This window comes from Sorangium sp. So ce321, assembly GCF_051530195.1.
GTDB lineage: Bacteria > Myxococcota_A > Polyangia > Polyangiales > Polyangiaceae > Sorangium.
Map to the genome: position 1 here is coordinate 6262056 of NZ_CP150329.1, position 23727 is coordinate 6285782.

The following is a 23727-nucleotide window of genomic DNA, read 5'->3' on the forward strand; positions in this document are numbered from 1 at the left end:
GCGTCCCGATGCCCGACGATGATCCGCCGAGAGTCACGGGCGCTCCGCTCTCCGGGGGCGAGCTGAAGACCGTGAAGAAGCTCCCGAGCGCGGCGCAGGGCGCGGCTGTCCAGCCGCCGAGCGCGACGGAGCGGACCCTGTCTCTCACGGGTGACGCGGCGCAGCCGGCGCGGCGCCTCGCCCTCACGGAGCGCTACGAGGACATTCGCCTGCTCGGCAGCGGCGGCTTCGGCGAGGTGCGCCTCGTCTTCGACGTCCGGCTCGAGCGCACCGTCGCGATGAAGATCCTCCGCCCCGACGTCGTCGCCCCGGCGCTCCGCGCCCGCTTCCTCGCCGAGATCAAGCTCACCGCCGGGCTCGACCACCCCGGCATCGTGTCCGTCCACGACTTCGGCGACCTGCCGGACGGCCGCCTCTGGTTCACCATGGCCGAGGTGCACGGCCGCACCCTGCGCGCCGTCCTCGACGAGGCCTTCGCCGCCCCGGGCGGCGCCTCCAGCGTGGCCCGGCGCCGCCTGCTGGACGTGTTCGCCCGCGTCTGCGACGCGGTCGCCTACGCCCACAGCCGCGGCGTCATCCACCGCGACCTCAAGCCCGACAACATCATGGTCGGCGACTTCGGCCGCGTGCTCGTGATGGACTGGGGCATCGCCCGGCGCCTCGACGCCCGGCCGGACGACGATGGAGGGTCGCCGTCCCCGGGCCGCTTCGAGCACCGCGTCGACGGCCTGACCCGGCACGGCGATATCCTGGGGACTCCCGCGTACATGGCGCCCGAGCAGGCCCGCGGCGACGTCGGCCGCCACGGGCCGACCACCGACGTCTACGCGCTCGGCGCGATCCTCTATCACGTGCTCTCCGGCCGTCCGCCGTACACGGTCCACGGGGCCGCGGGCTTCCGGCAGGTGCTCGAAGGCACGCCCGAGCCGCTCGCCGCGGCCGACGCGCCGCCGGACCTCGTGGCGATCTGCAGCAAGGCCATGGCGCGCGAGCCAGAGCGGCGCCACGCGGACGCGGGCGCGCTCGCCGCGGACATCGAGGCGTTCCTGGGGGGCGCGCAGCGGCGCGAGCGCGCGCTCGCCGAGCTGGCGAAGGCCGCCGCGCGCAGGCCGGAGATCTCGCGCCTGCACGCGCGGGCGGAGGCGCTGCGCGCGGAGGCGAAGCAGCTGCTCGATCCGGTGCGGCCGTTCGATCCGGTGGACGCCAAGCTGCCGGGCTGGGAGCGCGAGGACGAGTCCGAGCGCCTCCTCGGCGAGGCGGCGCTCGGCGAGACGCGCTGGGAGCAGGAGGTGCACGGGGCGCTCGCCATCGACCCCGACCTGCCGGAGGCGCACGCGGCGCTCGCTGACCATTACCGGGACAGGCTCGACGACGCCGAGCGGGCGCGGCGGCCCGCCGAGGCGGCGCGCCTGGAGGTGCTGCTGCGCGCGCACGACCGGGGGAGGCACGCGGCCTTCCTGAGCGGCATGGGGGCGCTGACGCTCGTGACGGAGCCGGCGGGCGCGCGGGTGACGCTCTACCGGTACGCGACGTTTCAGCGCCGGCTGGTCCCGGAGCTCGTCGGGGAGATCGGGCCGACGCCGCTCGTCGACCGGCCGCTCTCGCAGGGGAGCTACCTGCTCCGCATCGCCGCCCCGGGGCGCGCGGAGGTGTCGTATCCGGTCCTGGTCGCGCGGGGCGAGCGGTGGGACGGGCGCCCGCCGGGGAGCGCGGGGCCGTTTCCGGTCGCGCTGCCGGCCGTCGCGGAGGTCGGTCCCGACGAGATCTATGTGCCTGCCGGGTGGACGTGGGTCGGCGGCGACCGGGAGGCGCCCGACAGCTTGCCGCGGCGCCTCGTGTGGATCGACGGCTTCATCGTCGGGCGCTTCCCGGTGACGAACGAGGAGTACCTCGCGTTCCTCAACGATCTGGTCGCCTCGGGGCGCCACGAGGAGGCGCTCGCCGCGTGCCCGCGGGCGCCGCAAGGGGTCGTCGCCGGCGCCGACGAGAAGCTCGCCTACGAGCGGTTGCCAGACGGGCGGTTCGGGCTCAAGGCGCACGATCTCCCCGAGGTCTGGCGCCCGCGAGGCCCCGCGGTGCTGATGACCTGGCACGGCGCCATGGCCTATGCGCGCTGGCTCGCCGCGCGCACCGGGCTTCCCCATCGCCTGCTCCACGAGCTCGAGCGGGAGAAGGCCACACGGGGCGTCGACGGGCGCTTCTACCCGTGGGGCGACCACTTCGATTCCACCTGGGCGCGCACGCCGAACAGCCACAGCGCCGGGCAGCCGTCGAGGGTGGATGTCGACGAGTATCCGCTGGACGAGAGCCCTTATGGGCTGCGAGGCGGGGCGGGGAACAGCCGCGACTGGTGCCTGAACCTCTGGGCCCGGAGCGGGCCGCGCGTCGAGGGCGGCGGGCGGCTCGTCATCGAGGCCGCTCCGGCGGACGGGGACGCGTTCCGCTCCTGCCGCGGCGGCGCGTGGAGCAGCGTCGAGAACCACTGCCGCGCCGCCGCGCGCTTCGCGGGGCGCCCCGATCAGCCCCGGAGCACGGCCGGGCTCAGGGTGGCGCGGCCGTACCCGTGAGCGACCGCTTCAGGTGAAGCTGTCCGTCCCGATGTAGCAATTGCCAGAGTAACTTCCGGTCGCCGACTCGAGCTCGATCGGGTCGTTGGCCGACACGGAGATGAGCTGGTTCGTGGGGTTGTACCACTTCATCGAGACGATGCTCGATCCGGAGGTATTGAGGGTGATGGCCAGGGTCTGCTGTGCCCCGTAGGGCCCGGCAAACGTGAGGTATCCGGACCCCGTGGGGTACGTCGGAGAGCTGACCTGGCTGCCCCACCCCGTCCAGGTCGGCGTCGTCTCCGGGAGGCTCGATCCGTCGTACGAGCTCTGGCTCGAGACCTTGAGCTTCATGGGGTACTGGGAGGAGAGGTTCTTGACGCCGGAGGCGTCGATCTTGAAGGACGTCGTCGTTCCGTTGCTGTGCGCGTAGGCGAGGAGCTTCCACGTGCCGCTCCTCAGGTACTCGAGCTTGTAGTACCCGGGGTCGATCTCCATCACGCCGCGTAGCCCGTCCGGCGCCGCCTTCACCTCGCCGCTGTGGCCTTCGAGACCCGGGTGCAGGAACGCGAGCGCCTCCACCCCGCCCGGCCCCGAGACCACCGGCTCCTGCTTGAACGCCAGCGCCCCCAGCAGCGCCTTCGTCACCGCGACAAGCTCGCCGTAGGACGCGTCGAGCCGCGAGACGCCCCGCTCCTCGGTCGTCTTCCACTGCCCGAGCGCCGAGGTGATCGCCCACGTGAACGCGCCGTGCACGAGGCCGCCGAAGGTGCTCCACTGCGCCGGCTCGTCGCGCCGGGAGGCCGCGATCACCCGCTCGCGCAGGCCCTGCCCCGAGAGGCCCTTCGCCTCCACCTTGCCCCTGAGCCGCGCGCGCAGGCTCCCTCCCGCGTCCACGCCGACCTGCGCATGGCAGCAGTCGAGCAGCATCGTCAGGTTGTCGGCGGCCTGGCCGACGCCCACCCTGCGGCGCACCTCGGCGACGTGGACGAGGTTGTCGAGCGAGCCGTCGACGTCGGCAGGACAGAGCGCGACGCCGTGGTCCTCGAGGCCGTGCCCCGAGAACGTGAGCAGCCCGGCGGCCACCGCGGTGCCCGAGAGCGCCTGGGCTAGCCGCTCGACCCCTGCGTCGATGGCGGCGTGCGTCGCCTCCCCCACGGTGTCCTCCGTGGCCCCGGGGCCGAGGTCGGCAGGAGACAGCCTCGGCGACGTGAGCACGCGGATCCGCTCGGGCGAGAAGCCCATCGCGAGGCACTGGCGGAACATGGCCCTGGCGTCGTTCAGCGCGCCGGGGACGTCGCTCGTGCCCTTCGGTCTACCGGTCGCGCGGTCATAGGTGCTGTAGTCCTCGACAGCGATGATGAGAGCATGGTTGTTGAACATGGATTCCTCCCGCGTCCATCGTCCCTGCGCTGGCGGCCGAGCGATGTGCGTGCTGCCATAACGCCCCCCGAGGGGCGGCACCATGACGGGAATCTTACTGCGCTCGCCGCGCCGGAATATCCTCGGGCCGCCATGGCTCTCCTGATCCAGGCCGGCGGCTCCCGCGGCGTGGCGCTCGCCGCGCACTGCCTGGTCGGGCGCTCCTCCGCGTGCACGCTGCGGCTCGACGATCCGCTCGCGTCCGCGGAGCACGCGCGGCTCTCCTTCGCCGGCGGCGCCTGGAGCGTCCGCGACCTCGGCAGCCGCAACGGCACCTGGCGGAACGACGAGCGGCTCGACCCCGGCGCGACGAGGCCGCTCTCGGCCGGCGATCGCCTCGCTTTCGGCAACCTGGCCGCGGCCTGGAGCCTCGCCGACGCGTCGCCGCCCGTGGCCATGGCGCGGCGGCTCGCGACCGGCGCGGTCCTCGCCGCGGCGGACGGCGTCATGCTCGCGCTCCCCTCGCCGGCCACGCTCGCCGCCTGCGTCTTCGAGGGCCGTGGCGGCGCCTGGATCGCCGAGGTGGACGGCGAGGCTCGGCCTGTGCACGACGGCGAGGTGCTCCACGTCGCGGGCGAGCCGTTCATTCTCCACCTGCCCGTGGCCCAGGTCGCGACGCTCGACGCGAACGCCGCGCGACCCGGGCTCGACGAGGTCGCGCTGGCGCTGCGGGTGAGCCGCGACGAGGACCACGTCGAGGTGTCGGTCGCCCTGCCTCGAGGCCCCCACGTGCTGCCGCCGCGCGCGCACCACTACACGCTCCTCACCCTCGCCCGCGCGCGCCTCCGCGACAAGGTCGCGCCCAGCCTGGCCGAGCCTCAGCGCGGCTGGCGCTTCGTCGATGAGCTCTGCCGCTCGCTGGCGATGGAGGAGAGCCGGCTCAACGTCGAGATCTACCGCATCCGGCAGGATTTCGCGGCGCTCGGCCTGCGCGACGCGACGGGCGTGGTCGAGCGCCGCCGCGGCAGCCGCCAGGTGCGCCTCGGCACGGCGCAGGTGGCGATCGACGTGATGGGCTGAGCGGGCCGGCAGCGGCCCCCCGGGCGCCGCGGCGGGCGATCAGCGCGGGCGCCGCGCCGGCTTCCAGATGAGCTCGAGCGTCACGTCGGTGACGCCGTCCTCGACCAGCCCGATCCGCTCGGCGGCCCGGCGCGACAGGTCGATGATCCTGCCGCGCTTGAACGGGCCGCGGTCGTTGATCCGCACGCGCACGCGGCGGCCGTCCCGGCGGACCACATCGACGAGCGCGCCGAAGGGGAGCGTCCGGTGCGCGGCCGTGAGCGCGCGCGGGTTGTAGGGCTCCCCGCTCGCGGTGGCGCGGCCCCTGAACTTGTCGGCGTAGTACGTGGCGCGCCCGCGCTGGATCAGGGTCCCCTTCTTCGCGCCCCGGGCGCTCGCGGGCGCGAGCGGCGTGGAGATGCGGCCGTCGTCCTCGCCCGCGTCGTCGTCCTCGGCGCGGCTCGGCGGGGGCGCCGGCGCGGCGCTCGGCGCGACGGTGCGCGAGATCGGCGCGTCGTCGCTCGTCCGGGGCGCGACCGGCTGGTGAGCGGAGCAGGCGGGGGTGCAGAAGAGGAAGAGAAAGGCGAGCGTCCTCGCCGCGGCACGGCGCGCCGCGAGCGCGATCACGTCGCCTCGGGCGCGGCGCGATCGGCCGACGAGGGGTCGAGGTCGGCCGGGGGCCGGGTCACCGCGGCGACGAGGGCCAGGGCGGCGGGCTCGCTCCCCTCCCCGTCCGCGGACAGCGCCGCCTGGGCCCTGGCCTTCGACCGCACGAACCTGGCCAGCTCGCGGAACGGCACGCCGGTCGGGCAGATCCGCTCCTTCTCGGCGAGGACCTCCTCCGGCACGTGCGCCAGCGCGAGCGCGGCGGCGTCGAAGTCCGGCATGCTCCGCGACGAAGCGAGCACCAAGGTCATGAGGCCGGGGTAGGCCCCCCTGGAGGCGGCGATGCGCTCGGCCTCCCCGAGATCGCAGCGCCCGCACGCGATGCAGCGGGAGAAGCCGGGCAGGGCCGCGCGTTCGGCGGGTGAGAGCGACGGCAGGCGATCGGCGTCGTAGTTCTCGTGGAAGAGCGCAAGCCCGCTCGGACCGTCGAAGAGACGGCGCACCACGACCTTGAGGAACGACCACGCGAGGACCGCAAGGGCCAGAGCTCGACCGGAAAGCACGATCGGTCCATAGCCCGAAACAGGCCCGCGCGCAGAGCCGATACGCGGGGTCGCCCGAACGGCGCCGCGCCGAGGGCCCGGCCGACGCGTGCGCACCGCGCCACACCGTGAACCTTCGTTAACAGCTCCGCGGGCACACGCAGGCCCATCCAGGCGCCGCTGCCGCGGGCCGCTCCTGCCGGCCGCGCTGGCCCCCCGCGGGCCGTGGCGCCCGCCCGCGGCGATTCGAGCGCTCGCGCCGCGCGCGCCGCGAGGACGCCGCGCCGAAGTGCGTAGCGCCCGCGCTCCAGCGCGGCGTCCTCGCGCCGCGGCCGAGCTGGCACGTCGGGTGCACTCGCTCGCGGCATGAACAACGACTTGCTTCTCTGCGGGAAGGGATGCTCGGAAGACCTCGGCGATGTCGCCGAAGGGGCGCTCGTGAAGGAGATGATCGCGGGGAACGAGCGCGCCTGGCGCGCCTTCCACGCCCGGTACGATCGGCTCGTCCACCGCTGTATCAGCGGCGTGATCGCGCGCTTCTCCGCCGTGGTGGCGCAGGACGACATCCGCGACATCCACGCGACGCTGCTCATGCAGCTGCTCTCGAACGACATGCGCAAGCTGAGGACCTTCGACGCCGAGCGGGGCACCCGGCTGAGCTCCTGGATCGGCACGCTCGCCGTCCACTGCGCCTACGACCACCTGCGCGGGGCGAGGCGCGCGCCGCGCTGCGCCCCGCTCGACGACGCCGCGGTCGAGCTCCCCTGCGAGCGCCCCTCCCCGCAGGAGCACGCGGAGCGCCGCGAGCGCGCCGCGCTCGTGGGGCAGGTGCTCCACGATTTCTCCGACAAGGATCGCGAGTTCGTTGCGCTCTACTTCGGCGAGGGCCTGCCCCCGGATCAGATCGCGGCGCGGATGCAGATCAGCGTGAAGACGGTCTACTCGAAGCGGCACAAGATCCAGAGCCGCCTCGAGGCGATGCTGTCCGACGCGCGCATCGCGGCGTGAGGCGCGACCGGAGCGCCCGAAGGGGGCTCGGCGGCCGTCGGGCCTGTGGTATGAGCCGGGGAGGATGGCTCGCTCGCCCCGCACCTCCTCCGCCCTCCCGCTCCTGGTCGGCGTCGCCGCCGCCGCGCTGCTCGCCGCGTGCGGCGGCGGCAACGGAGACGCCCCCTGGATCCCCCTCGCCGACGAGCGCGGCAGCGGCGCCCGCATCGCGGAGCTCGTCGGCGAGGCCGAGTGGCTCGACCCGGACGACGAGGACAGCGAGCGCTGCGCCGTGCCGCCCGACCGCCGCGCCCACGTGACCGGCGCCGCCCTCGTCGCGATCGATCGGTTCGACGAGACCGGCGAGGGAGCGCACGGCAACCACTACGTGCAAGACAGCGCCGACGAGCCGGTCGCCTACTCGGGCATCACGGTGTTCCAGCCCGCGTTCAGCCCCCCGGACCTGCGGCTCGTCCCCGGCGACGTGGTCGATCTGCAGGGCGTGCTGACCGAGTTCCTCGGCCCCTCCTCCGGCCGGTTCGGCGACTGCCGCACCCTGCCCGAGATCGGCGGGACCATGAGCTTCCGCTTCGAGGATCGCCCCGCCCGGCCGGCGCGCGTGCCGCTCGGGGACCTGAAGAGCTACGCGTCGGCGCGCAGGTACATCGGCATGCTCGTCCGGGTCGAGGGCATCAAGATCGCCGGCGACCCGTCGAGCAGCGGCGGCCGCTACACGGCGTCGATCAACGTCGGCGCCGGCGTGCCCGTCTCCGACGTCCCGCGCCTGTCGAACGAGCTCTACGACCTCCAGGCCCAGGGGCCGCCCCTCTCGGCAGGCGCGACCTTCCGCTCGGTCACCGGCGTGCTCACCTACTTCTACGGCTTCAAGATCGCCCCGCGTTGCCCGGCCGACTTCCAGCTGGAAGACGCGCCGCTCCCGGTCGACGACGCATGCGCTCCCTGAGGCCCGCGCTGCCGCTCGTCCTGCTCGCGGCCTGCCGCGGCCCGGCGCCCGGCGCCGCGCCGGCGCCGGGGCACGCCCTCGTCTCGACGCCCGAGGGCAGCGTCGGCCGCATCGAGGTGCGCCACCTCGAGGCCCGGCCGCGGCTCACGCTCGTCTCGCGCGACGGCGACCCCGCGCCCGCGATCGTCGCCTCGGTCGCGACCGATCTCGGCTCCGTCGCCACGACGGCGCTCGCCAGCGTGGTCGAGGCGCGCCTGCTCGCCGCCGGCTTCGACGTCGACGCGCGCATCGACCGCAGCGCCTTCCGCGTGCGCCTGCTCGCCAGGGACGCGGCGCGCGTCGAGCCGTTCCTGCGCGCGCTCGCGGCGGCGTTCGCGCAGCCCATCGCCGCCGGCAGCCCGGAGGTCGCTCGCGCGATGGAGCGCGTGCAGGCCCTCAGGTCGAGCCCGCTCGACGCGCCGGAGCTCGCGCCTGTCGCGGCGTGCACCGGCCGGCTGGGGCTCGCGGGCGCCGAGCCCGTGGTCGACCTCGCGACCCCCGCGGGCGTGCGGGAGCTCGAGGGGTGGCGGGCCGCGGCGCTGCACGCCGGGCGCACCTCGATCGCCGCGGTCGGCCCCGCCGCCTTCTGCGCGGCGGCGGCGCGCGCGGCCGAGGGCGTCGACCGCTGGCCCGCGGGCGGGCCGCCCGCGGACGCGTGGCCGGCGGCGGACACGATCGGCGTGTACACGACGAACCAGATCGAGCGGCGCGCCGCCCGCGTCACCGTGGCCGCGCGCGTCGCGAGCCCGCAGGCGGCGGTCGCCGCGGCGGAGCGGCTCGGCGCGCCCGGGTCGCCGCTCCGCGCGCGGCTCTCGGCGCTCTCCTCCCCGTTCCGCACCGTCGAGGTGCTCGGGGTCGCCCGCCCGCGCGGCGGCTGCGTGAGCGTGACCATCGAGGCGTCCGGTCTGCCCGCGGCGCCGCCGGCCGAGACCTCGGCGGCGCTCGCGGCCGCGGTGGTGCGGCAGGAGATCCGCCGCGGGCTCGCGGCCCCGGCGGGCGCCGCCGTCGCCACGCGGCAGATCCTCACCGCGCAGGACCCGCGCGACGCGGGCGCGCGCGCCTCCTGGTGGGCGCTCTCGGGGGACGCCCCGAGCGCGCCGCCGGAGCGGTGGGCGACGGCGCTCGGCGTGCCCCCGAGCGCCGAGCCGCCGAGGCCCGCGGCGCCGGGCGAGGCCGGCGCGCGGCTCTTCGAGGCCGAGCTCGGGCGCGCGCTCGCCGCGGGCGCTCAGCCGACGCTGGAGCGGCGCGCCCTCGTCGAGCGCGGGCAGGGCGAGGTCTGGGTGCTGCTCGCGAGCCCGTGCGGCGTCGCCGAGGAGGGGGTGTACGACGCCGGCGCGACGGCGCTCGCCGCGCTCGCGGCCGTGCAGACCCGCCGGCGCGAGCTCGACGTGGCGATCGAGCCGTGGGTCACGGCGGATGCCGTCGGGGTCATCGCGCACGCGCCGTTCCGCGACGACCGCGAGACGCCGGCCGAGCTCGGGCGCCGCGTCGCGAGCGCCGCCGCGCGCACGGTCGCCGCGACGACCCTGGGGCCCGAGGCGCTCACGCTCGCGCGCGCCGCGGCGCTCCAGCACCTGGAGCGCCTCTCCGGTGGGCGGGCCGCGGCGCTCGAGGCGTTCGCCTCCGCGATCGCGCCCGACCACCCTTCGTGGATCGAGCCGTTCGGCGTCTGGGACCGGGTGGCGAGCGGCGCCCTCGAGACCGTGCAGCTCCGCTGGCAGGCGCTCGCGACCGGCCCGCTCCGGCTCGCCGTCCTCGCGAACGCCGACCCTTCGCAGGCGGCCGCCGCGGCGGAGGCCGCCGAGCGCTGGCTCGCGCCGCGGCTCGCGCCGCGGAGCTGCGGCTCACCGGACGGCGCGGTGGTGCCCCGGCCCGGTCACCACGACGCCCGCCTGCCGGCCGGGACGCCCCTCTCGCAGGCCGTCGTCGGCGCGCGGCTCCCGGCCGCGCGCGACGCCACGAATGCGGCGCGCGAGCTCGCCGAGCTCACGGTCGCCGCCCTGAACGGCGAAGGCGGCCTGCTCGCGGCGGCGCTCTCTGTAAGCGCTGCCGCTCCTCCCACGGCGGCCCCGAGGCGGCAGCTCGCGGCGCGCGCGAGCGCCCGCGTCCTCGGCGGCACGCGCGCGGCGGCGCTCGCCGTGGAGATCCGGGCGCCGAGCGCGGAGCTCGCCGAGGCCTCGTCCCGCGTGAGGGAGCTCCTCGCCGGCCTCGCGCAGCGGGTGACCGACGCCGATCTCGGCCGCGCCGAGGCCCACGTCGCCCGGAGCGAGCGCGACGCGCTCGCGGAGCCCCGGCGCCGGCTCGTCAACCTCTTCAGCGGCCGCGCCTCCCGCACGCCTCCAGCGAAGGCCACGCTGGCCGCGTGGCGCGCCTTCCTGGCGGGCGCGCTCGGCGCGGACGCGATCGTGACCGTGGAAGCGCGGCCCGACTGATCACTCCCCGCCGTCGAAGTCGCCGGCGTCCTCGATCTCGGCCGGGCGCCCGACGGGCGCCGCCTCGAGGCCCTCGTCCTCCGCGTCGTCCTCGGCGCTCGCGCCCTCCTCCTCGTCCTCGTCGACCTCGTCTTCGTCCTCGTCCTCTTCGGGCTGGGCCAGCACGGGGAGCCGGCGCTTGCCGACCGGACCCTCGTCGACGTAGTCGCGCAACGCCGACATGTCCTTCAGCGCCTCGAGCTTCGCGAGCGCCTTGACCTCGACCTGGCGGATCCGCTCGCGGGTCAGGTTCATGATCGCGCCCACGTCCTCCAGCGTCGTGCCGCCGCGATCGGCGACGTCGAGCGCGCACGTCTCGTTCATGTCCCAGACCTCGAGGTCGGGGAAGTTCAGCTTGATCGCGCCGGTCCTGGCCGACACGTCGAGATAGAGGTGGTGCTGGCACGAGACGTACGGGCACGGCCGCGGGCCGTCGACGCACTCGGCGCGGGTCCGCGGCTTGTAGTAATCGGTCTCGGGGTACAGCATCCGGCCGATTTCCAGCTCGCGCTTGGTCATGCGCTTGACGCTGATCGTCCGCGCCCGGATCTCGCGCTTGCGCCGGGACCTGCGCTGCTCGCGCGTGATGGGGTTCCCGGGCGCCGCGGGGTCGACCTGGAGCGCGAGGGCCCCATCGACGACAGGCTCGTTCGAGCCCGCCGGGTCGCACTCACCGCCCACCGCATCCGCGCCGTCCAGGCCGAAGATCTCGAGCTCGCTCTCAGACACCGTCGTCATGCGCTGCCTCCGTTTGGTAGCGTCTCCGCTCTCAAGCTCGCGTTTCCCCCCACGCCCGAGTCCCAGCTCGAGCGCAAAGAGCACCCGCTCATTGCCCGACGTAACGCCGGATGCCGTCCCTGAAAAAATCGCGACGAAACGAGCCGGTGCTCGCCCCGTCGATCGCATCAAACCCAGGAGGGGCCGCGCGCGCCGCCCCATTCACTTCACGAAGACGAAGACCCCAGTGACTCGGCCCCTCAGGAAGAGGCCGCCTGTTTCGTGAGCCGCGCTTGCGCCATCAAGCGCTCTTCTATCAACGACAGCTTCGCGACGAGCTCCCGCGCGAGCGTCTCCGCGCTCGCGAGGTCCTGGGCTATCGCCCTCCCGCTCGTCTCGCTCCGCCTCTCCTTGGCGGCGTCCCTGAGCGCATTGAAGACCTTGGTCATCGTGCGCTCGAGCTCCTCGATATCACCTCTCACGAACAGGAATTCACGCTGGATCTCTTCGATGGTGTAGTCCTGGGCCATCATCTCTTTGATGCGCTGAACCTGGCGGACTACCGTGGCCGGATACATCCCCTGCGAACCCTGGTGCTTGCCCTTGCGCCCCACGCGCACGCTGCGCGGGAGCAGGCCGAGCTGCACGTACTTCCGGAGCGTCGCCTCGCTGAACTTGATGTTATGCGCTGCGAACAGCTCCAGGATATCGCTCGAGGTGATCCCCTGGGCGTGCTCCCGCTCAATGCGATCCAGCACGTCCTCGGGGATCCTCTGCACCGGTCCTCCCATCGATTGCCGGAGGCCCTACCCAACCGACGCGGGCGACTCTATTCCACTGAATGGAATACAGTCAATTGACGCGACTACGATTATTGTGTGGCTGTCGCGGGACGCGGTGCTTTCCCGGGGTTCTAGACACGCCTCGGACATTTTTCGTCCGTCGGGCCGGAGGCTCGATCCGCTCCGCACGTCACGAAGTTGGGGTCCGGGCGGGAGAAGCGCGGCGCCTGGGGCAATGGGTGCGCGCCAGGAGGCACATGGCGCGCGGGGAGGCTCGTGCAGCGACATCGCGCCTACCGTGACACACATCGGTCAATTCAGACAAAAGGGCTGATAGTCTCGTCGCCACCATGGCCAAGGTCCTTGCCAGCGAGGGTCGGGGCGCGGCCTCGCCCGCCGCCCCCCGACCGGTCGAACGCGTCATCAGGGACGTCACCGCCCGGGGTGTCAGGATGCGGGTCCTGGTCGCCGGGGCCGGCAACGGCCCGGCGCTCCTGCTGATCCACAGCTTCCTCGTCAGCCACCTGGAGTTCGACGACGTGATCGACGCGCTGGCCCAGCGCTTCCACGTCATCGCCCCGGACCTCCCGGGGTTCGGGGAGAGCGAGAAGCCGAGCCCGGCGCGGTACGCCTACGGGATCGAGACGTTCGCCGAGGCCATCGCCGACCTCATCGCCGCCTTCGGCGTCGGCCGGGCGCACCTCGTCGGCCACGCGATGGGCGCCGCCGTCGCGATCACCCTCGCGGCCGAGCACCCGGAGCTCGTCCAGCGGCTCGTCCTGGAGGACGCGCTCTGTTACCCGTTCCCGATGAGCTTCAGGATGAAGCTCCCGCTCCTGCCGGTCGTGGGCGGCATCGTCTTCAAGCAGCTCCACGGCCGCGGCATGTTCCGGTCGTTCTTCCGCGAGGACGTCTTCCGGGCCGACGCGACGGTGCCGCTGTCGCGCGTCGACCGGCACTACGACCTCTTCAACGCCCCCTCGGCGCGCGAGAGCGCCCACGCGGTGATGCGCGCGGTGCTCGACGCGCGCCCCGTCGTCGCGCGCCTCACCCGGGTCACGGCGCCGACCCTCGTCGTGTGGGGGCGCGACGACCGCATCTTCCCGGCCTCGGGCGCGCAGCGGCTGGCCCGCGAGATCTCCGGCGCGATGCTCGAGATCATGGACGCGGGGCACTCGCCGCACGAGGAGCGGCCGGAGGAGTTCGTCGCGCTCGTGACGCAGTTCCTCGAAGGGAAGCGGTGATGAGGCGCTGGGCGCGGCGCGCGCCCGGCGGCGGGGCGGCGCGGGCGGCGCGAGCAGGCCGGCGCGTGGCCCAGGCCCTCCTCGGCGACGAGGCGGCGCGGCGCCTGCTGCAGGACCGCTCGGCGCTGCTCGGCTTCGGGATCGTCGCGCTCCTCGCGCTCTTCGCCGCGGCGGGGCCGGCCGTCATCGGCGTCGACCCGAACGCGAGCGACTTCAGCCTGTCCCGCGACGCCTTCGGCGCGCCGCCCGGGCCGTCGGCCGACCACTGGCTCGGCACGGACCCGCTCTTCCGCGACCTCCTCGCGCGCCTCGCGCACGGCGCGCGGCTCTCGCTCGCCATCGCGATCTCGTCCACGGCCCTGGCCACGGGGCTCGGCGCGCTCGTCGGCGTCGCCGCCGGCATGGCCAGCGGCACGCGGCTCGACGCCCTCGACAGCGCGCTCATGCGGCTCGTCGACGTGATCCTCGCCCTTCCCTACCTCCTGTTCGTGACCGCGATCGGCGTCGCCGTGGGGCGCGCGGACGTGGGCACGATCCTGCTCGTGCTCGGCCTGACGGGGTGGACCGGGGCGGCGCGGGTCGTCAGGGCCAAGACCCTGGAGCTCGCGCAGCGCGACTTCGTGGCCTCCGCGCGCGCGCTCGGCGCCGGGCCGCTGCACATCGTCCGGCGGCACGTCCTGCCGAACGTCGGCGGGACGCTGCTCGCCCTCGCGACCGTCAGCGCCGCGCAGATGCTCCTCGCCGAGGCCGCCCTCGGCTACCTCGGCGTCGGCGTGCAGCCGCCGACCGCGACCTGGGGCCGCATGCTGCACGAGGCCGAGCCGTACCTCGGGGTGAAGCCGCTCCTCGTCGCGGCGCCGGGCTTCGCCATCCTGCTCACCGTGCTCGGCTTCCACCGCGCGAGCGAGGGGCTCCGCGACGCGCTCGATCCAGCCGGCGCCGAGCTGCCGCGCGGCCGGCGCCTGCCGGTCGACCTGCTCCTCGCGGGCGCGGCGCTGCTCCTTCTCTCTTTCGGCTCGCCGGGCCGCGTGCGCCCGCCGCTCGGCCTGGAGGCGGCGCTCCCTGCGCCCGGCGCCCCCGACGCGCCCGTGCGGGGCGGGACGCTGCGCCTCGCGACCACCGTCAACGCCCGCACGCTCGACCCGGCGCTCGCCTACGACGAGCTCGCGAGCTCCGTCGCGGAGCTCGTCTTCTCCCGCCTCGTCACCTGGGACCGGGGCGGCCAGCTCACGCCGGATCTCGCGCGCTCCATCGCTGTCGAGCGGGACGGGCGGACGTACGTCTTCGCGCTGCGCGAGGGGGTGCGGTTCCACGACGGCGCGGAGCTCCGCGCCGCGGACGTGAAGCGCTCGATCGAGCGGACGCTCCACCCGAGGACGCCGAGCCCGGGCGCGAGCGAGTACGACATGATCGAGGGCTTCGCCGCGTACCGGGCGGGCGCGGCGCCGCACCTCGCCGGCGTGCGGGTGCTCGGCGACCACGCCGTCGCCATCGACCTGCGCGCGCCGGACGCGACCTTCCTGCCGCGCATGACGCTCGCGTTCATGGCGCCGGTGTGCCCCTCGTCCGGCGCCGTGGTCGACGCGGCGAGCCCTCCCCCGCCGTGCGGCGCTGGCCCGTTCCGCGTCGAGCGGTGGGACCAGGACGGCAGCATCGGGCTCGCCCGGCACGACGGGTACTTCCGCCCGGGCCTGCCGTACCTCGACGGGATCGCGTGGCAGACCGGGGTGCGCGCGACGACGCAGCGCTACAAGTTCGAGGAGGGCGAGCTCGACACCCTGCGCGAGCTGACGGCGATCGACGCGGCGACCTACCGCGCCGACCCCGCGTGGGAGGGGCGCATGCGCTGGGTGACGCGGAACAGGACCAACGCCGTCTTCCTCAACACCGAGGTCGCCCCGTTCGATCAGCTCGCCGTCCGGCGCGCGGTCTCCTTCGCGCTCGACCCCTCCGTGCTCGAGAAGGTGCGCTCCGATCTCGTCGCCATCGACCGGGTGCTGCCGCCGTCGATCCCGGGGCCCGCGCGCGACGAGCCGATGCGGCGGCACGACCTCCCGCGCGCGCTCGCGCAGATGGCCGCGGCCGGCTACCCGTACGACCCGGCGACCGGCGAGGGCGGCTACCCGCACGAGATCGACTACATCGCGGTCCCGGACACCATGGAGCAGGCGATCGGCGAGGTCGTCCAGCAGCAGCTCGCGCGGGTGGGCCTCCGCGTGCGCCTGCGGCTCGTCAGCTGGGCGACCTACCTCGCCGAGGCGTCGCGGCGCCGCGCCGTCCCCATGGGCTGGGTCGGGTGGCAGGCCGATTTCCCCGATCCGGCGGGCATCTTCGAGCCGACCCTCTCGACGCGCGCCATCCGCGACGAGGGCTCGCAGAACTACGCGTTCTTCAGCAGCGAGGAGCTCGATCGCACGCTCGACGCCGCCCACGCGGAGCAGGATCGGGGGCGGCGCCTCGCGCTCTACGCTCGCGCCGAGCGCATCGTCCGCGATCTGGCGCCCTGGGTGCCCACGTACACCCTGCGCCAGCTCGAGCTCTGGCACCCCTATGTGCGCGGCTACGAGCCCTCCGCCCTGGTCCCGTCGCGCTTCCACGAGGTCTGGCTCGACCCGTCCGCGCGGCGCGCGGGCGGCGCAGGGACGCGCGCGAGCAGGTCGATATCCGGCGGGCCGCTCCGCGCGCTGCTCGCGCGCGCCGCCCTCTCGCGATGAGCACGACGCCCGCGCGCCCCGGCTCCGCTTCCCGCCCCCGCGCCTCCGCGATGCGCGCCGGCCGCGCCTCCGCGGTGCGCGCCGCGCTCGCGCACGTCCTGCGGCGCCTCGCGTGGGCGGCGATCCTGATCGCCGGGGTCACGGCCGTGTCCTTCGGTATCGCGTACCTGCTGCCCGGAGACGCGGCGCGGATGCTCGTCGGGCCGCAGGCCTCGGCCGCGGACCTCGAGCGCGTCCGGACGATCTACGGGCTGGATCGCCCGGTCCCCGTGCAGTTCGCGCGGTTCGTCCGCCGGCTCGTCCACATCGGCCCGGCGCGGGGCGGCGACGCCGGCGTCGAGGCCACGCGCGCGGGCGCGCGCGGCCATCCCGAGCACCGGAGCTGCGCGGAAGGGCCGCTCGGCCTGCACGTCGACCTCGGCTACAGCTTCCACTACCGCAAGCCGGTCGTGGATCTGCTGGAGGCGAAGGCGCCGCGCTCCGTGGAGCTCGCGCTCGCCGCCCTCCTGGTGCAGCTCGTGCTCGGCCTCGCGCTCGGGGTCGTCGCGGCGGCTCGCCGCGGGACGGCATGGGAAGACGCGGCGCTCGGCGCCGCCCTGCTCGGCGCGAGCGCCCCGACCTTCGTGATCGGTCCCGCCCTGCAGTACGTGCTCGCCTACGAGCTCCGGCTCCTGCCCTACGACGGGTACGGCGCCACGGCGGGCGAGCACCTGCGCTCGCTGGTCCTGCCGGCGCTGACCCTCGGCATCTTCGGCAGCGCCCTCTGCGCGCGCATCGTCCGCGAGGAGCTCCGGGCGCTGCTCCGCCAGGACTTCATCCGGACCGCGCGGGCCAAGGGCGCCTCTCGCCTGCGCGCGCTCGTCGTCCACGCGCTGCGCAACGCGCTGCTGCCGCTCGCCACGCTCGCCGCCCTCGACTTCGGCGCGATGGCGGGCGGCGCGATGGTCACGGAGAAGCTCTTCCGCTGGCCCGGCGTCGGGAGCATGGCCGTCGAGGCGCTGCAGAACCGGGACGGCCCGCTCATCGTGGGCACGGTGCTCTTCGCCGCGTCCGCCATCGTGCTCGCCACCGTGGCGCTCGATCTGGCGTCCCTGGCCCTCGATCCCCGGCTCAGGTCGCGGTCGCGCTGAGCGCTGCGCGCGCGCCGCGCGCGATCACGGCATGCCGGCGAGCGCGCGGCACTCGGCGCCGAGCGGAGAGTCGGGCGAGGAGAGCTCGGCGCACTTGCGGAACGAGGCCTGCCCGCCGCGCCCGGCGGATTGCTCCGCGGCGCCGCGGAGGTGCCACGCGCTGGCGCTCCCCGGGGAGGCGGCCGTGAGCTGCTGCGCGAGCTGGACCGCCTTGCCGGCCTGCCCCGCCTCGAGCGCGCGCATCACGCGCGACGAGAGGGACCCGCCCTCCTCGTCCGGCGCAGCGGGCGCGGCGGAAGCGGGCGCCGGCGGCGCCGATCGGGGCGGAGGGCCAGCAGGCGCCGCCGTCGACGGCGCGCTCGGCTGCGCCGCGGGGGCCGGCGCGGCGGGGCTCGTCCCGGCCGCGCCGGCGGAGCTCGTCCCGGCCGGCGCGGCGGGGCTCGTCCCGGCCGGCGCGGCGGCGGGGCTCGCCGTGGAGAGCCCTGGCGCGGCAGCGCCGGTCGGCTCGCCCTCCGGCGCGGCGGGAGGCGACGGGGGCGCGCTCTGCCACGCGCCTTCCAGTGGCGCCTCGACCGGAGCGGAGGGCGCGGGGCGCCGCGTCTGGCTGAACAGCCACACGCCGGCGGCCCCGATCGCGACCGCCGTGACCAGGCCGGCGCCGATCCGGGCGAGGCGGGCCCGGCGCGCCTCCTGGCCGGGTCTCCAGAGCGTGGCCTCGAGCGCGCCGGCGGTGGTGTCGGCATCCTCGGCGGCCGACGGGAGCCCGTGCGCCCCGAGCCTCGCCGCCGCGTGCTCCTCTGCGCGGAGGAAGAAGCGCTCGCTCTCGCTGAGCGGCGCGGCGTCGCTCGGGGGCGCGTCGTCCGGCGCCGCCGGGAGGCTCGCCGCCGGGGCCACGTCAGCCGGCGCGTCGTCCGGCACCGCCGCGGCGAGCTCGAGCAAGCGCGCCTCCGCGACCGCCGCCTCGCCGGGCTGCGGCGCCTGGACTCGCGGCGCGTCGCGCGGGATGGAGATGGCCGGCGGCGCGTCGCTCGGCGGGCGGGGACGCAGCGTGGGGGTCGTCGACGCAGCGGCCGCGGCGCGCTCGCCCTCGTCGGCGGCCGGCTCTGGCGCGGGCGCCTCGAGCAGCGGCGGCGGGCGCGACGGCGGCGGCGGGCGCGACAGCGGCGCCGAGGCTGCCTCGGGAGGCCAGGATCGAAAGCGCTTCTCGATGGGAACGCTGACTGGAGCGCTCGAGGCCGGGGGACTCTCGGTCCTCGCGGCGCCCTGCTTCTGCGCGAAGCTGCGGGGCGTGACCAGCGGCCGCGTGAGCGGGGCCTCATCGCTGCTGGCGAGCGTTTGATCCCGGTCCACTTGCGCCTCGGCGCGCGCGATCCGGACAGCCGCGGCGGCGACGGCGGCGGCCGCAGCGCTCCGCGGCGGATCCGACGGCGACCGGCTCCCCGCACCGCCCGGCCGCCCCGGCACCGCCGACGCCGCGCTCCGCGGCGGATCCGACGGCGACCGGCTCCCCGCCCCACCCAACCGCCCCGGCGCCGCGCTCCGCGGCGGATCCGACGGCGACCGGCTCCCCGCCCCACCCGGCCGCCCCAGCGCCGCGCTCCACGGTGGCTCCGACGGCGACCGGCTCCCCGCCCCACCCGGCCGCCCCAGCGCCGCGCTCCACGGTGGCTCCGACGGCGACCGGCTCCCCGCCGCACCGCCCGGCCGCGCCGCGGCGCTCGCGCCAGCCGTCTGTCCGCCCGCCCCGTGGACCGCGCTGCGGGCCGTCACGGGGCGCCCGGAGGACTCCACGGCGGGGTCCACCGCCTGCGCGAGCAGCTCCTGCCCGGACCGGGAGCGCGGGAGCATCGCGGGCGACAGCCGGGTCGAGAGCGGCGCTGGCACCACGGCGGCGTCCTCGAGGTCGTCGGCGCCGGCGTTCCCCGGTCCCCCGTCGGGGTAGTGGGAGCGCCGCGCGCCCGACGGCGACGAGAGCGGCGAGAACTCGTCATGGAACGCCGCCTCCGGCTCGCTCGGCACCACGTCGTCCGGCGGGAGCGCGGCGGCGGGGACCAGCAGCCCCTCGAAATAGAGCTTCGAGATGGTGGAGAGCGTCGAGAGATCCTCGAACGGGGACGCGTCGACCACCTGCATCAGCGTCCGCTTGCCGTCGAAGAGGCGCAGGATCCCGTTCAGCTCGTCGGGGATCTCGTTCAGCCGCTCGAGCAGCTCCTCGCTGTCGACCTCGAACACGGTGGAGAGCGACGGCAGCGCCTCGAGGAGCCGGCCCCACTCGTCGACCCGGCGCATTCCCTCCATCAGGAGGCCCTGCGTCGACGTCTCGATCACGTCGGGGTTGTCGACCTTGCAGAACTCGACCTCGAACGTCCCCTCGTTCCACAGGAGCGCGCGGTAGACGGCCTCCTCGCCGCAGAGCCGGCCGAGCGTCGCGTCGACCACCTTGCCCTCGCGGAAGTAGACCTGCACCTCGTTGTCCCCGTGCGACAGGTGGACGATCCCGCTCTTCCGGCTCACCTCGAACGTCTGCAGGAGATCGACGACGTTCATGTCGAGGATCGATCCCGAGAACCGGGTGCGTCCGGTGGTCGAGAAGTGACGCGTCGTGATCCCCTCGCGCGTCCGCCGCGCGAGGAGCAGCGTCACCCGCGCGATGAGCTCGCGCACGAAGATCGGCTTCGTCAGGTAGTCCTCGACGCCGAGCTCCAGCCCGCGGATCTTGTCCTCGATCGACCGCTGGCTCGTGAGGAAGACGACCGGGATGGCGGCCCAGTCCGCGTGCTCCTTCATCTTGCGGACGAGCGCGTAGCCGTCCACGTTGGGCAGGCGGGTGTCGCTGAGGACGAGGTCCGGCGTGGAGACCTCGAGCTTCGCGAGGGCGTCCGCTCCGTCCTTCGCGGTGGTCACGCTGTAACCGGCCTTCTTCAGGCTGACCTCGAGGACCCGAACGCTGCGTGGATCCGCGTCGACCAGGAGGAGCTGTTGCTTGGCCACTAGAGGTTTCCGCCTCGCGAAGGATGGCGAGCCCGAGCGGACGCTGTCAAGCGCTCCGCCCTGCGCGTCGCCGCTGCCGTCGACCGCCTGTCCCGCCGCCACGGGCCCGGTGCTCGACGGCGCCCATCGTGCGCACAGGACGCCTGGGAAGGCCAGGTTTCGTCGTGGGCCGCGGGCGCGATCAGCGCTTCCAGGGATCGACGATATCGCCGGTGGACTGCGGCCTCATGCTGGGCGCGCTGGGCGCGGCGGTCGCCGACGGTCGAGCCGCCGGGACCGGCGGCCTCGCCGGGCTCACGTTGGCCGTCCCCGGCGGGCGAGTCGGCTCCTGCGCGAGCGGCGCGGCCGACGCGCTCGCGGTCGCCGTCGCCGGCGGCGGCTCGTGGTGCGCCCTGTCGTCGGGCGCCGTCGTCGCATGGAGGGCGCCCGGGGCCGCCGCCTCGGGCGCCGCCTCGCGCGCCGAGGCGCGCAGGGCCCGGAACCCGAGGGCGATCGCGATGGGCACGAGGATCGCCGCGAGCGCGATCGCCACGCGCGTGCCCATCGAGAGCGGCTCGGCCGGCTCTTGGGGCACCTGGACCGGGCCGAGCATCTCGTCGCGCTCGCGCAGCTTCAGCGGATCGCGGCGCGCGTGGTCGTCCTGGAGCATGGCGGCGGCCGCGCGGGTCGGCGCCTCGAGCGCGAGCTCGATGGCCGCGGCGAGGTCGGCCATCGACGCGAAGCGCTCCTCGGGGTTCTTCGCGAGGCAGCGCATGACGATCGGACCGAACGCGCCGAGCGCGGACGCGTCGGGCATCACCTGCTCGAGCGGCTCGGGCGACATGTACATGTGCTTGGTCAGCACGCCCATGTAGGTGTCCGCCTCGAACGGGACGCGCCCCGCGAAGCACTCGTACATGAGGACGCCGAGCGCGTAGATGTCCGCCCGGGCGTCGATGCGCTTCCCCTCCGCCTGCTCCGGGCTCATGTAGTGCGGCGTCCCGAACACCATGCCGATGCGGGTGAGCCGTTTGCCGCCGGCGACCTTCGCGACGCCGAAGTCGAGCAGCTTGACGAACTCCTGGTCGCCGTTGCGGACCAGGTACACGTTGTCGGGCTTGAGGTCGCGGTGGATGACGCCGGCGGCGTGCGCGGCCCCGAGCGCCGCGGCGCACTGCAGCATGATCTGCCCGACCCGGTCGGCCGGCAGCGTCCTCTCGGTGCGGAGCAGCGCCGCGAGGGAGGCCCCCGTGAGGAACTCCATGACGAAGAAGGGCAGCTCCGGCTGCGCCGGCTCGACCTCGATCGCGCCGAAGTCGCTCACCGCGACGATGTTGGGGTGGCCGATCGCCGCCGCCGCCTTGGCCTCCTGGATGAAGCGGGCGACCAGCTCGGCGTCCTGCGCGATGTCGCGCCGGAGCACCTTCAGGGCGAAGAGGCGGCCGAGGGATTTGTGGCGCACCTCGTAGACGGTCCCCATCCCCCCTTCGCCCACGACCGCCTGCACCTCGTAGCGGCCGTCGATCGTGCGCCCGAGCAGCGGATCGGCGGCCGGGTTCCAGTCGGGCGCGTCGGCCAGCGGATCGCCGTCGAACGGGCAGAACCTGGAGTCCCCGGAGAAGGTCAGCTTGCAGGTCGGGCAGCGCCGCGCGCGCGGGACCTGCTTCACCTTCCCCCGGCGCGCCTGGAGCAGGTCACCGCGCGTCGGCAGCGCCGGCACCACCGGGAGCGCGTCGCCGCGCGTCGGCAGCACCGGCATGACGGGGAGCGCGTCGCCGCGGCTCGGGTGCACCGGGACCACCGGGAGCGTGTCGCCGTGAAGGCCCGGCGCGTCGCTGCGCGGGCGCGCGTCGCCGCGCGGGGGCGCATCGCTGCGCGCCGGCGGCGGCGAGCTCACCTTGTCCCCGTGCGGCCGAGGGATCTCCTCCCGATGGAACAGCTCGGCAGCATCGGACTCGCCGGCGGTCATCTCGGGCTGAGCATCCCCGGCCATGCGGAGCGTTACTGGCACCCCGGCGAGTCTAGCCGAAAGCGCGCGCAGTGTTTCGGATCAGATGGCAACAGATGGCGACCGCGGTGAGCGCGCCCCCCCGCGACCCGTCGCTGGGCGCGGCGGGCAACGTGCCCAGAAGGGCTCAGATCTCCTCCAGAATCTTCGCCTTGCGGGCCTGGAACTCCTCGTCCGTGATGAGGCCCTTGTTCTTGAGATCCGCGAGGCGCTCCAGGCGCTGCTCGATCGAAGGCCCTGCGGCGGGAGCGGCCTGCGGCGCGCCCGGGTAGCCCTGCTGCGGCGCGCCCGGGTAGCCCTGCTGCGGCGCGCCCGGGTAGCCCTGCTGCGGCGCGCCCGGGTAGCCCTGCTGCGGCGCGCCAGGCTGCTGCAGGTGCGGCGGCACGAAGTGGGGCTGGCCCTGCGCCGCCATCGCGGGGTTCATCGCCTGCGCCAGGCCGGCGCCGATCGCCACCTGGGCCCCGAGCCCCGCGACGCCGCTGCCGTCGCCGCCCTGCGCCATGCCCTCGCCGGCCCCGATCATCGCCTGGCCGGCGGCGTAGTTCTGCCAGTTGCCCGCCAGCTGCTGCACGTACCGCGCGTCCTGCTGGAACCGCTGGTCGAGCTCGAACTGCTTCGCGCGGGCGCTGTCCTGCGCGACGCCGATGCCCCGGCGCGCCTCGCCGCGCGCCTTGTTCGCCTCGCGGAGGAGCTTCTGGTCCTCGGCCGAGAAGTTGATGTTGAAGTTGCCTATCTCGAGGATCTTGCAGCCGATCTCCTCGAGGTTCGGCGCCGATTGTACGATGCGGGCGCCGAGCTCCATGCTCATGCCGCCGAGGTTGAGCAGGCTCTTCTGCTGCTGCGCGCAGACCTGGCCGATCACGGTCTTCACGCTCATGAAGAACTTGCCCTTGATCCAGCTCAGGACGACGTCGTTGTCGCCGCTGCCGCCGCACTGCCCGTGGTAGCCGACGACGAACCGCACCGGGTCGACCACGACCAGCGAGAACTCGCCGAAGATGCGCGGCGTCACGAACTCGTAGAGGATGGGGTCCTCCATCGACTCCAGCGGCCCGCCGAAGGGCACGCCGCGGACCGGCTGCGTCTTGACGAAGAAGATCTCGGCGATGAAGACGTCCCCGCCCGTGAACTTGTTGACCAGGTTGTTCAGGAACGGGATGTTCTGCGTCTGCAGGGTGTGGCGCCCCGTCGGCAGGTAACCGACGTACCTGCCGTCCTTGAAGAAGAGGGCACACTCATCGCTGTCGACGGTCAGCTGCGACCAGAAGGGGACGTTCTGGTCCGGGTGCTTGTAGACGATGAGATGCTTCGCTGCGTCCGGGCGCGCGATCATCATCTCGCGGACGCCGCTCTTCACGAAATCGAAAATCCCCATGTCGCGCTCCTCTGCCGGTGCTGGATTTGACGAACGTACCAGCGCCGCGCCCCCGGACCTCGGGCTCATCTCGGCACATGGCGCGCTCCACCTGCGCTGTCGGTTATCCGTTGACGATCGCCGCGCCTTTCAGGCACACAGCGACCTCAGGATAATCCGCAGATCGCGGGGCAGCAATGCCCCCGCCGGGGAGGATCGCATGCCCGTCGCC

General features: G+C 74.8%; 16 protein-coding genes. 8 read left to right on the forward strand and 8 right to left on the reverse strand.

The window, feature by feature from the left end:
• Positions 1-8 precede the first annotated feature (8 nt).
• Positions 9-2567, forward strand: coding sequence for a protein kinase domain-containing protein (locus WME89_RS23010; protein WP_438011263.1), 2559 nt, complete (start codon positions 9-11; stop codon positions 2565-2567).
• 9 nt (positions 2568-2576) lie between these two features.
• Here the strand turns inward: WME89_RS23010 and WME89_RS23015 are convergent, their stop codons facing one another.
• Positions 2577-3929, reverse strand: coding sequence for a hypothetical protein (locus tag WME89_RS23015; RefSeq protein WP_438011264.1), 1353 nt, complete (start codon positions 3927-3929; stop codon positions 2577-2579).
• A gap of 132 nt (positions 3930-4061) precedes the next feature.
• On the opposite strand from WME89_RS23015, the gene WME89_RS23020 reads away from it, so the two are divergent.
• On the forward strand, positions 4062-4988 hold the full coding sequence (locus WME89_RS23020; protein ID WP_438011265.1) for an FHA domain-containing protein: 927 nt from the start codon (positions 4062-4064) through the stop codon (positions 4986-4988).
• Positions 4989-5027: 39 nt separating this feature from the next.
• Here the strand turns inward: WME89_RS23020 and WME89_RS23025 are convergent, their stop codons facing one another.
• Positions 5028-5594 (reverse strand): septal ring lytic transglycosylase RlpA family protein, encoded by a 567-nt coding sequence (locus WME89_RS23025; RefSeq protein ID WP_438011266.1) that lies wholly within the window; start codon positions 5592-5594, stop codon positions 5028-5030.
• A complete protein-coding gene (locus WME89_RS23030; RefSeq protein ID WP_438011267.1) occupies positions 5591-6136 on the reverse strand; it encodes a hypothetical protein in 546 nt (181 codons plus the stop codon). Before WME89_RS23030 ends, WME89_RS23025 begins: the two co-directional genes overlap by 4 nt.
• Positions 6137-6481: 345 nt before the next feature.
• Between WME89_RS23030 and WME89_RS23035 the strand changes: the two genes are divergently transcribed.
• The 3 genes from WME89_RS23035 to WME89_RS23045 all read left to right on the forward strand — a co-directional run bounded on the left by WME89_RS23035 (position 6482) and on the right by WME89_RS23045 (position 10537).
• Entirely contained in the window at positions 6482-7123 is a 642-nt protein-coding gene (locus WME89_RS23035; protein WP_437627375.1) for an RNA polymerase sigma factor, read from the forward strand.
• 64 nt (positions 7124-7187) lie between these two features.
• Complete coding sequence (locus WME89_RS23040) at positions 7188-8066, forward strand: hypothetical protein (RefSeq protein ID WP_438011268.1); 879 nt, start codon at positions 7188-7190, stop codon at positions 8064-8066.
• Positions 8054-10537 carry a hypothetical protein gene (locus tag WME89_RS23045; protein ID WP_438011269.1) on the forward strand — a complete coding sequence of 828 codons (2484 nt, stop codon included), beginning with the start codon at positions 8054-8056 and terminating at the stop codon, positions 10535-10537. Before WME89_RS23040 ends, WME89_RS23045 begins: the two co-directional genes overlap by 13 nt.
• On the opposite strand, the gene WME89_RS23050 is transcribed toward WME89_RS23045, so the two are convergent.
• Together WME89_RS23050 and WME89_RS23055 are read right to left on the reverse strand one after the other, a co-directional pair.
• Positions 10538-11314 carry a sigma factor-like helix-turn-helix DNA-binding protein gene (locus WME89_RS23050; RefSeq protein WP_438011270.1) on the reverse strand — a complete coding sequence of 259 codons (777 nt, stop codon included), beginning with the start codon at positions 11312-11314 and terminating at the stop codon, positions 10538-10540. It abuts the gene before it with no gap.
• A gap of 239 nt (positions 11315-11553) precedes the next feature.
• Complete coding sequence (locus tag WME89_RS23055; RefSeq protein ID WP_437627381.1) at positions 11554-12051, reverse strand: MerR family transcriptional regulator; 498 nt, start codon at positions 12049-12051, stop codon at positions 11554-11556.
• 476 nt (positions 12052-12527) lie between these two features.
• Here WME89_RS23055 and WME89_RS23060 point away from each other — a divergent pair, with 476 nt between their 5' ends.
• The 3 genes from WME89_RS23060 (at position 12528) to WME89_RS23070 (ending at position 17163) form a co-directional block, all read left to right on the forward strand.
• Complete coding sequence (locus WME89_RS23060) at positions 12528-13319, forward strand: alpha/beta fold hydrolase (protein WP_437516786.1); 792 nt, start codon at positions 12528-12530, stop codon at positions 13317-13319.
• Positions 13320-13384: 65 nt separating this feature from the next.
• Positions 13385-16033: an ABC transporter substrate-binding protein gene (locus WME89_RS23065; protein WP_438011271.1), complete on the forward strand. Its 2649-nt coding sequence runs from the start codon at positions 13385-13387 to the stop codon at positions 16031-16033.
• Positions 16030-17163 carry an ABC transporter permease gene (locus WME89_RS23070; protein WP_438011272.1) on the forward strand — a complete coding sequence of 378 codons (1134 nt, stop codon included), beginning with the start codon at positions 16030-16032 and terminating at the stop codon, positions 17161-17163. Before WME89_RS23065 ends, WME89_RS23070 begins: the two co-directional genes overlap by 4 nt.
• 24 nt (positions 17164-17187) lie before the next feature.
• Here WME89_RS23070 and WME89_RS23075 read toward each other — a convergent pair whose 3' ends face one another.
• From WME89_RS23075 to WME89_RS23085, 3 genes are all read right to left on the reverse strand, one after another.
• Positions 17188-20154 (reverse strand): response regulator, encoded by a 2967-nt coding sequence (locus WME89_RS23075; protein WP_438011273.1) that lies wholly within the window; start codon positions 20152-20154, stop codon positions 17188-17190.
• Between the two features lie 181 nt (positions 20155-20335).
• Complete coding sequence (locus WME89_RS23080; RefSeq protein WP_438011274.1) at positions 20336-22126, reverse strand: serine/threonine-protein kinase; 1791 nt, start codon at positions 22124-22126, stop codon at positions 20336-20338.
• A gap of 142 nt (positions 22127-22268) precedes the next feature.
• The gene (locus WME89_RS23085; protein WP_438011275.1) at positions 22269-23516 is read right to left on the reverse strand and encodes an SPFH domain-containing protein; all 1248 of its coding nucleotides are present in this window, start codon (positions 23514-23516) and stop codon (positions 22269-22271) included.
• Positions 23517-23727 lie beyond the last annotated feature (211 nt).

Coding starts and splice junctions, on each gene's coding strand:
- WME89_RS23040 (WP_438011268.1), top strand. CDS start 7,188: ATGGCTCGCTCGCCCCGCACCTCCTCCGCCCTCCCGCTCCTGGTCGGC.
- WME89_RS23015 (WP_438011264.1), bottom strand. CDS start 3,929: ATGTTCAACAACCATGCTCTCATCATCGCTGTCGAGGACTACAGCACC.
- WME89_RS23045 (WP_438011269.1), top strand. CDS start 8,054: ATGCGCTCCCTGAGGCCCGCGCTGCCGCTCGTCCTGCTCGCGGCCTGC.
- WME89_RS23020 (WP_438011265.1), top strand. CDS start 4,062: ATGGCTCTCCTGATCCAGGCCGGCGGCTCCCGCGGCGTGGCGCTCGCC.
- WME89_RS23035 (WP_437627375.1), top strand. CDS start 6,482: ATGAACAACGACTTGCTTCTCTGCGGGAAGGGATGCTCGGAAGACCTC.
- WME89_RS23080 (WP_438011274.1), bottom strand. CDS start 22,126: ATGGCCGGGGATGCTCAGCCCGAGATGACCGCCGGCGAGTCCGATGCT.
- WME89_RS23060 (WP_437516786.1), top strand. CDS start 12,528: ATGCGGGTCCTGGTCGCCGGGGCCGGCAACGGCCCGGCGCTCCTGCTG.
- WME89_RS23070 (WP_438011272.1), top strand. CDS start 16,030: ATGAGCACGACGCCCGCGCGCCCCGGCTCCGCTTCCCGCCCCCGCGCC.
- WME89_RS23085 (WP_438011275.1), bottom strand. CDS start 23,516: ATGGGGATTTTCGATTTCGTGAAGAGCGGCGTCCGCGAGATGATGATC.
- WME89_RS23050 (WP_438011270.1), bottom strand. CDS start 11,314: ATGACGACGGTGTCTGAGAGCGAGCTCGAGATCTTCGGCCTGGACGGC.
- WME89_RS23010 (WP_438011263.1), top strand. CDS start 9: ATGCCCGACGATGATCCGCCGAGAGTCACGGGCGCTCCGCTCTCCGGG.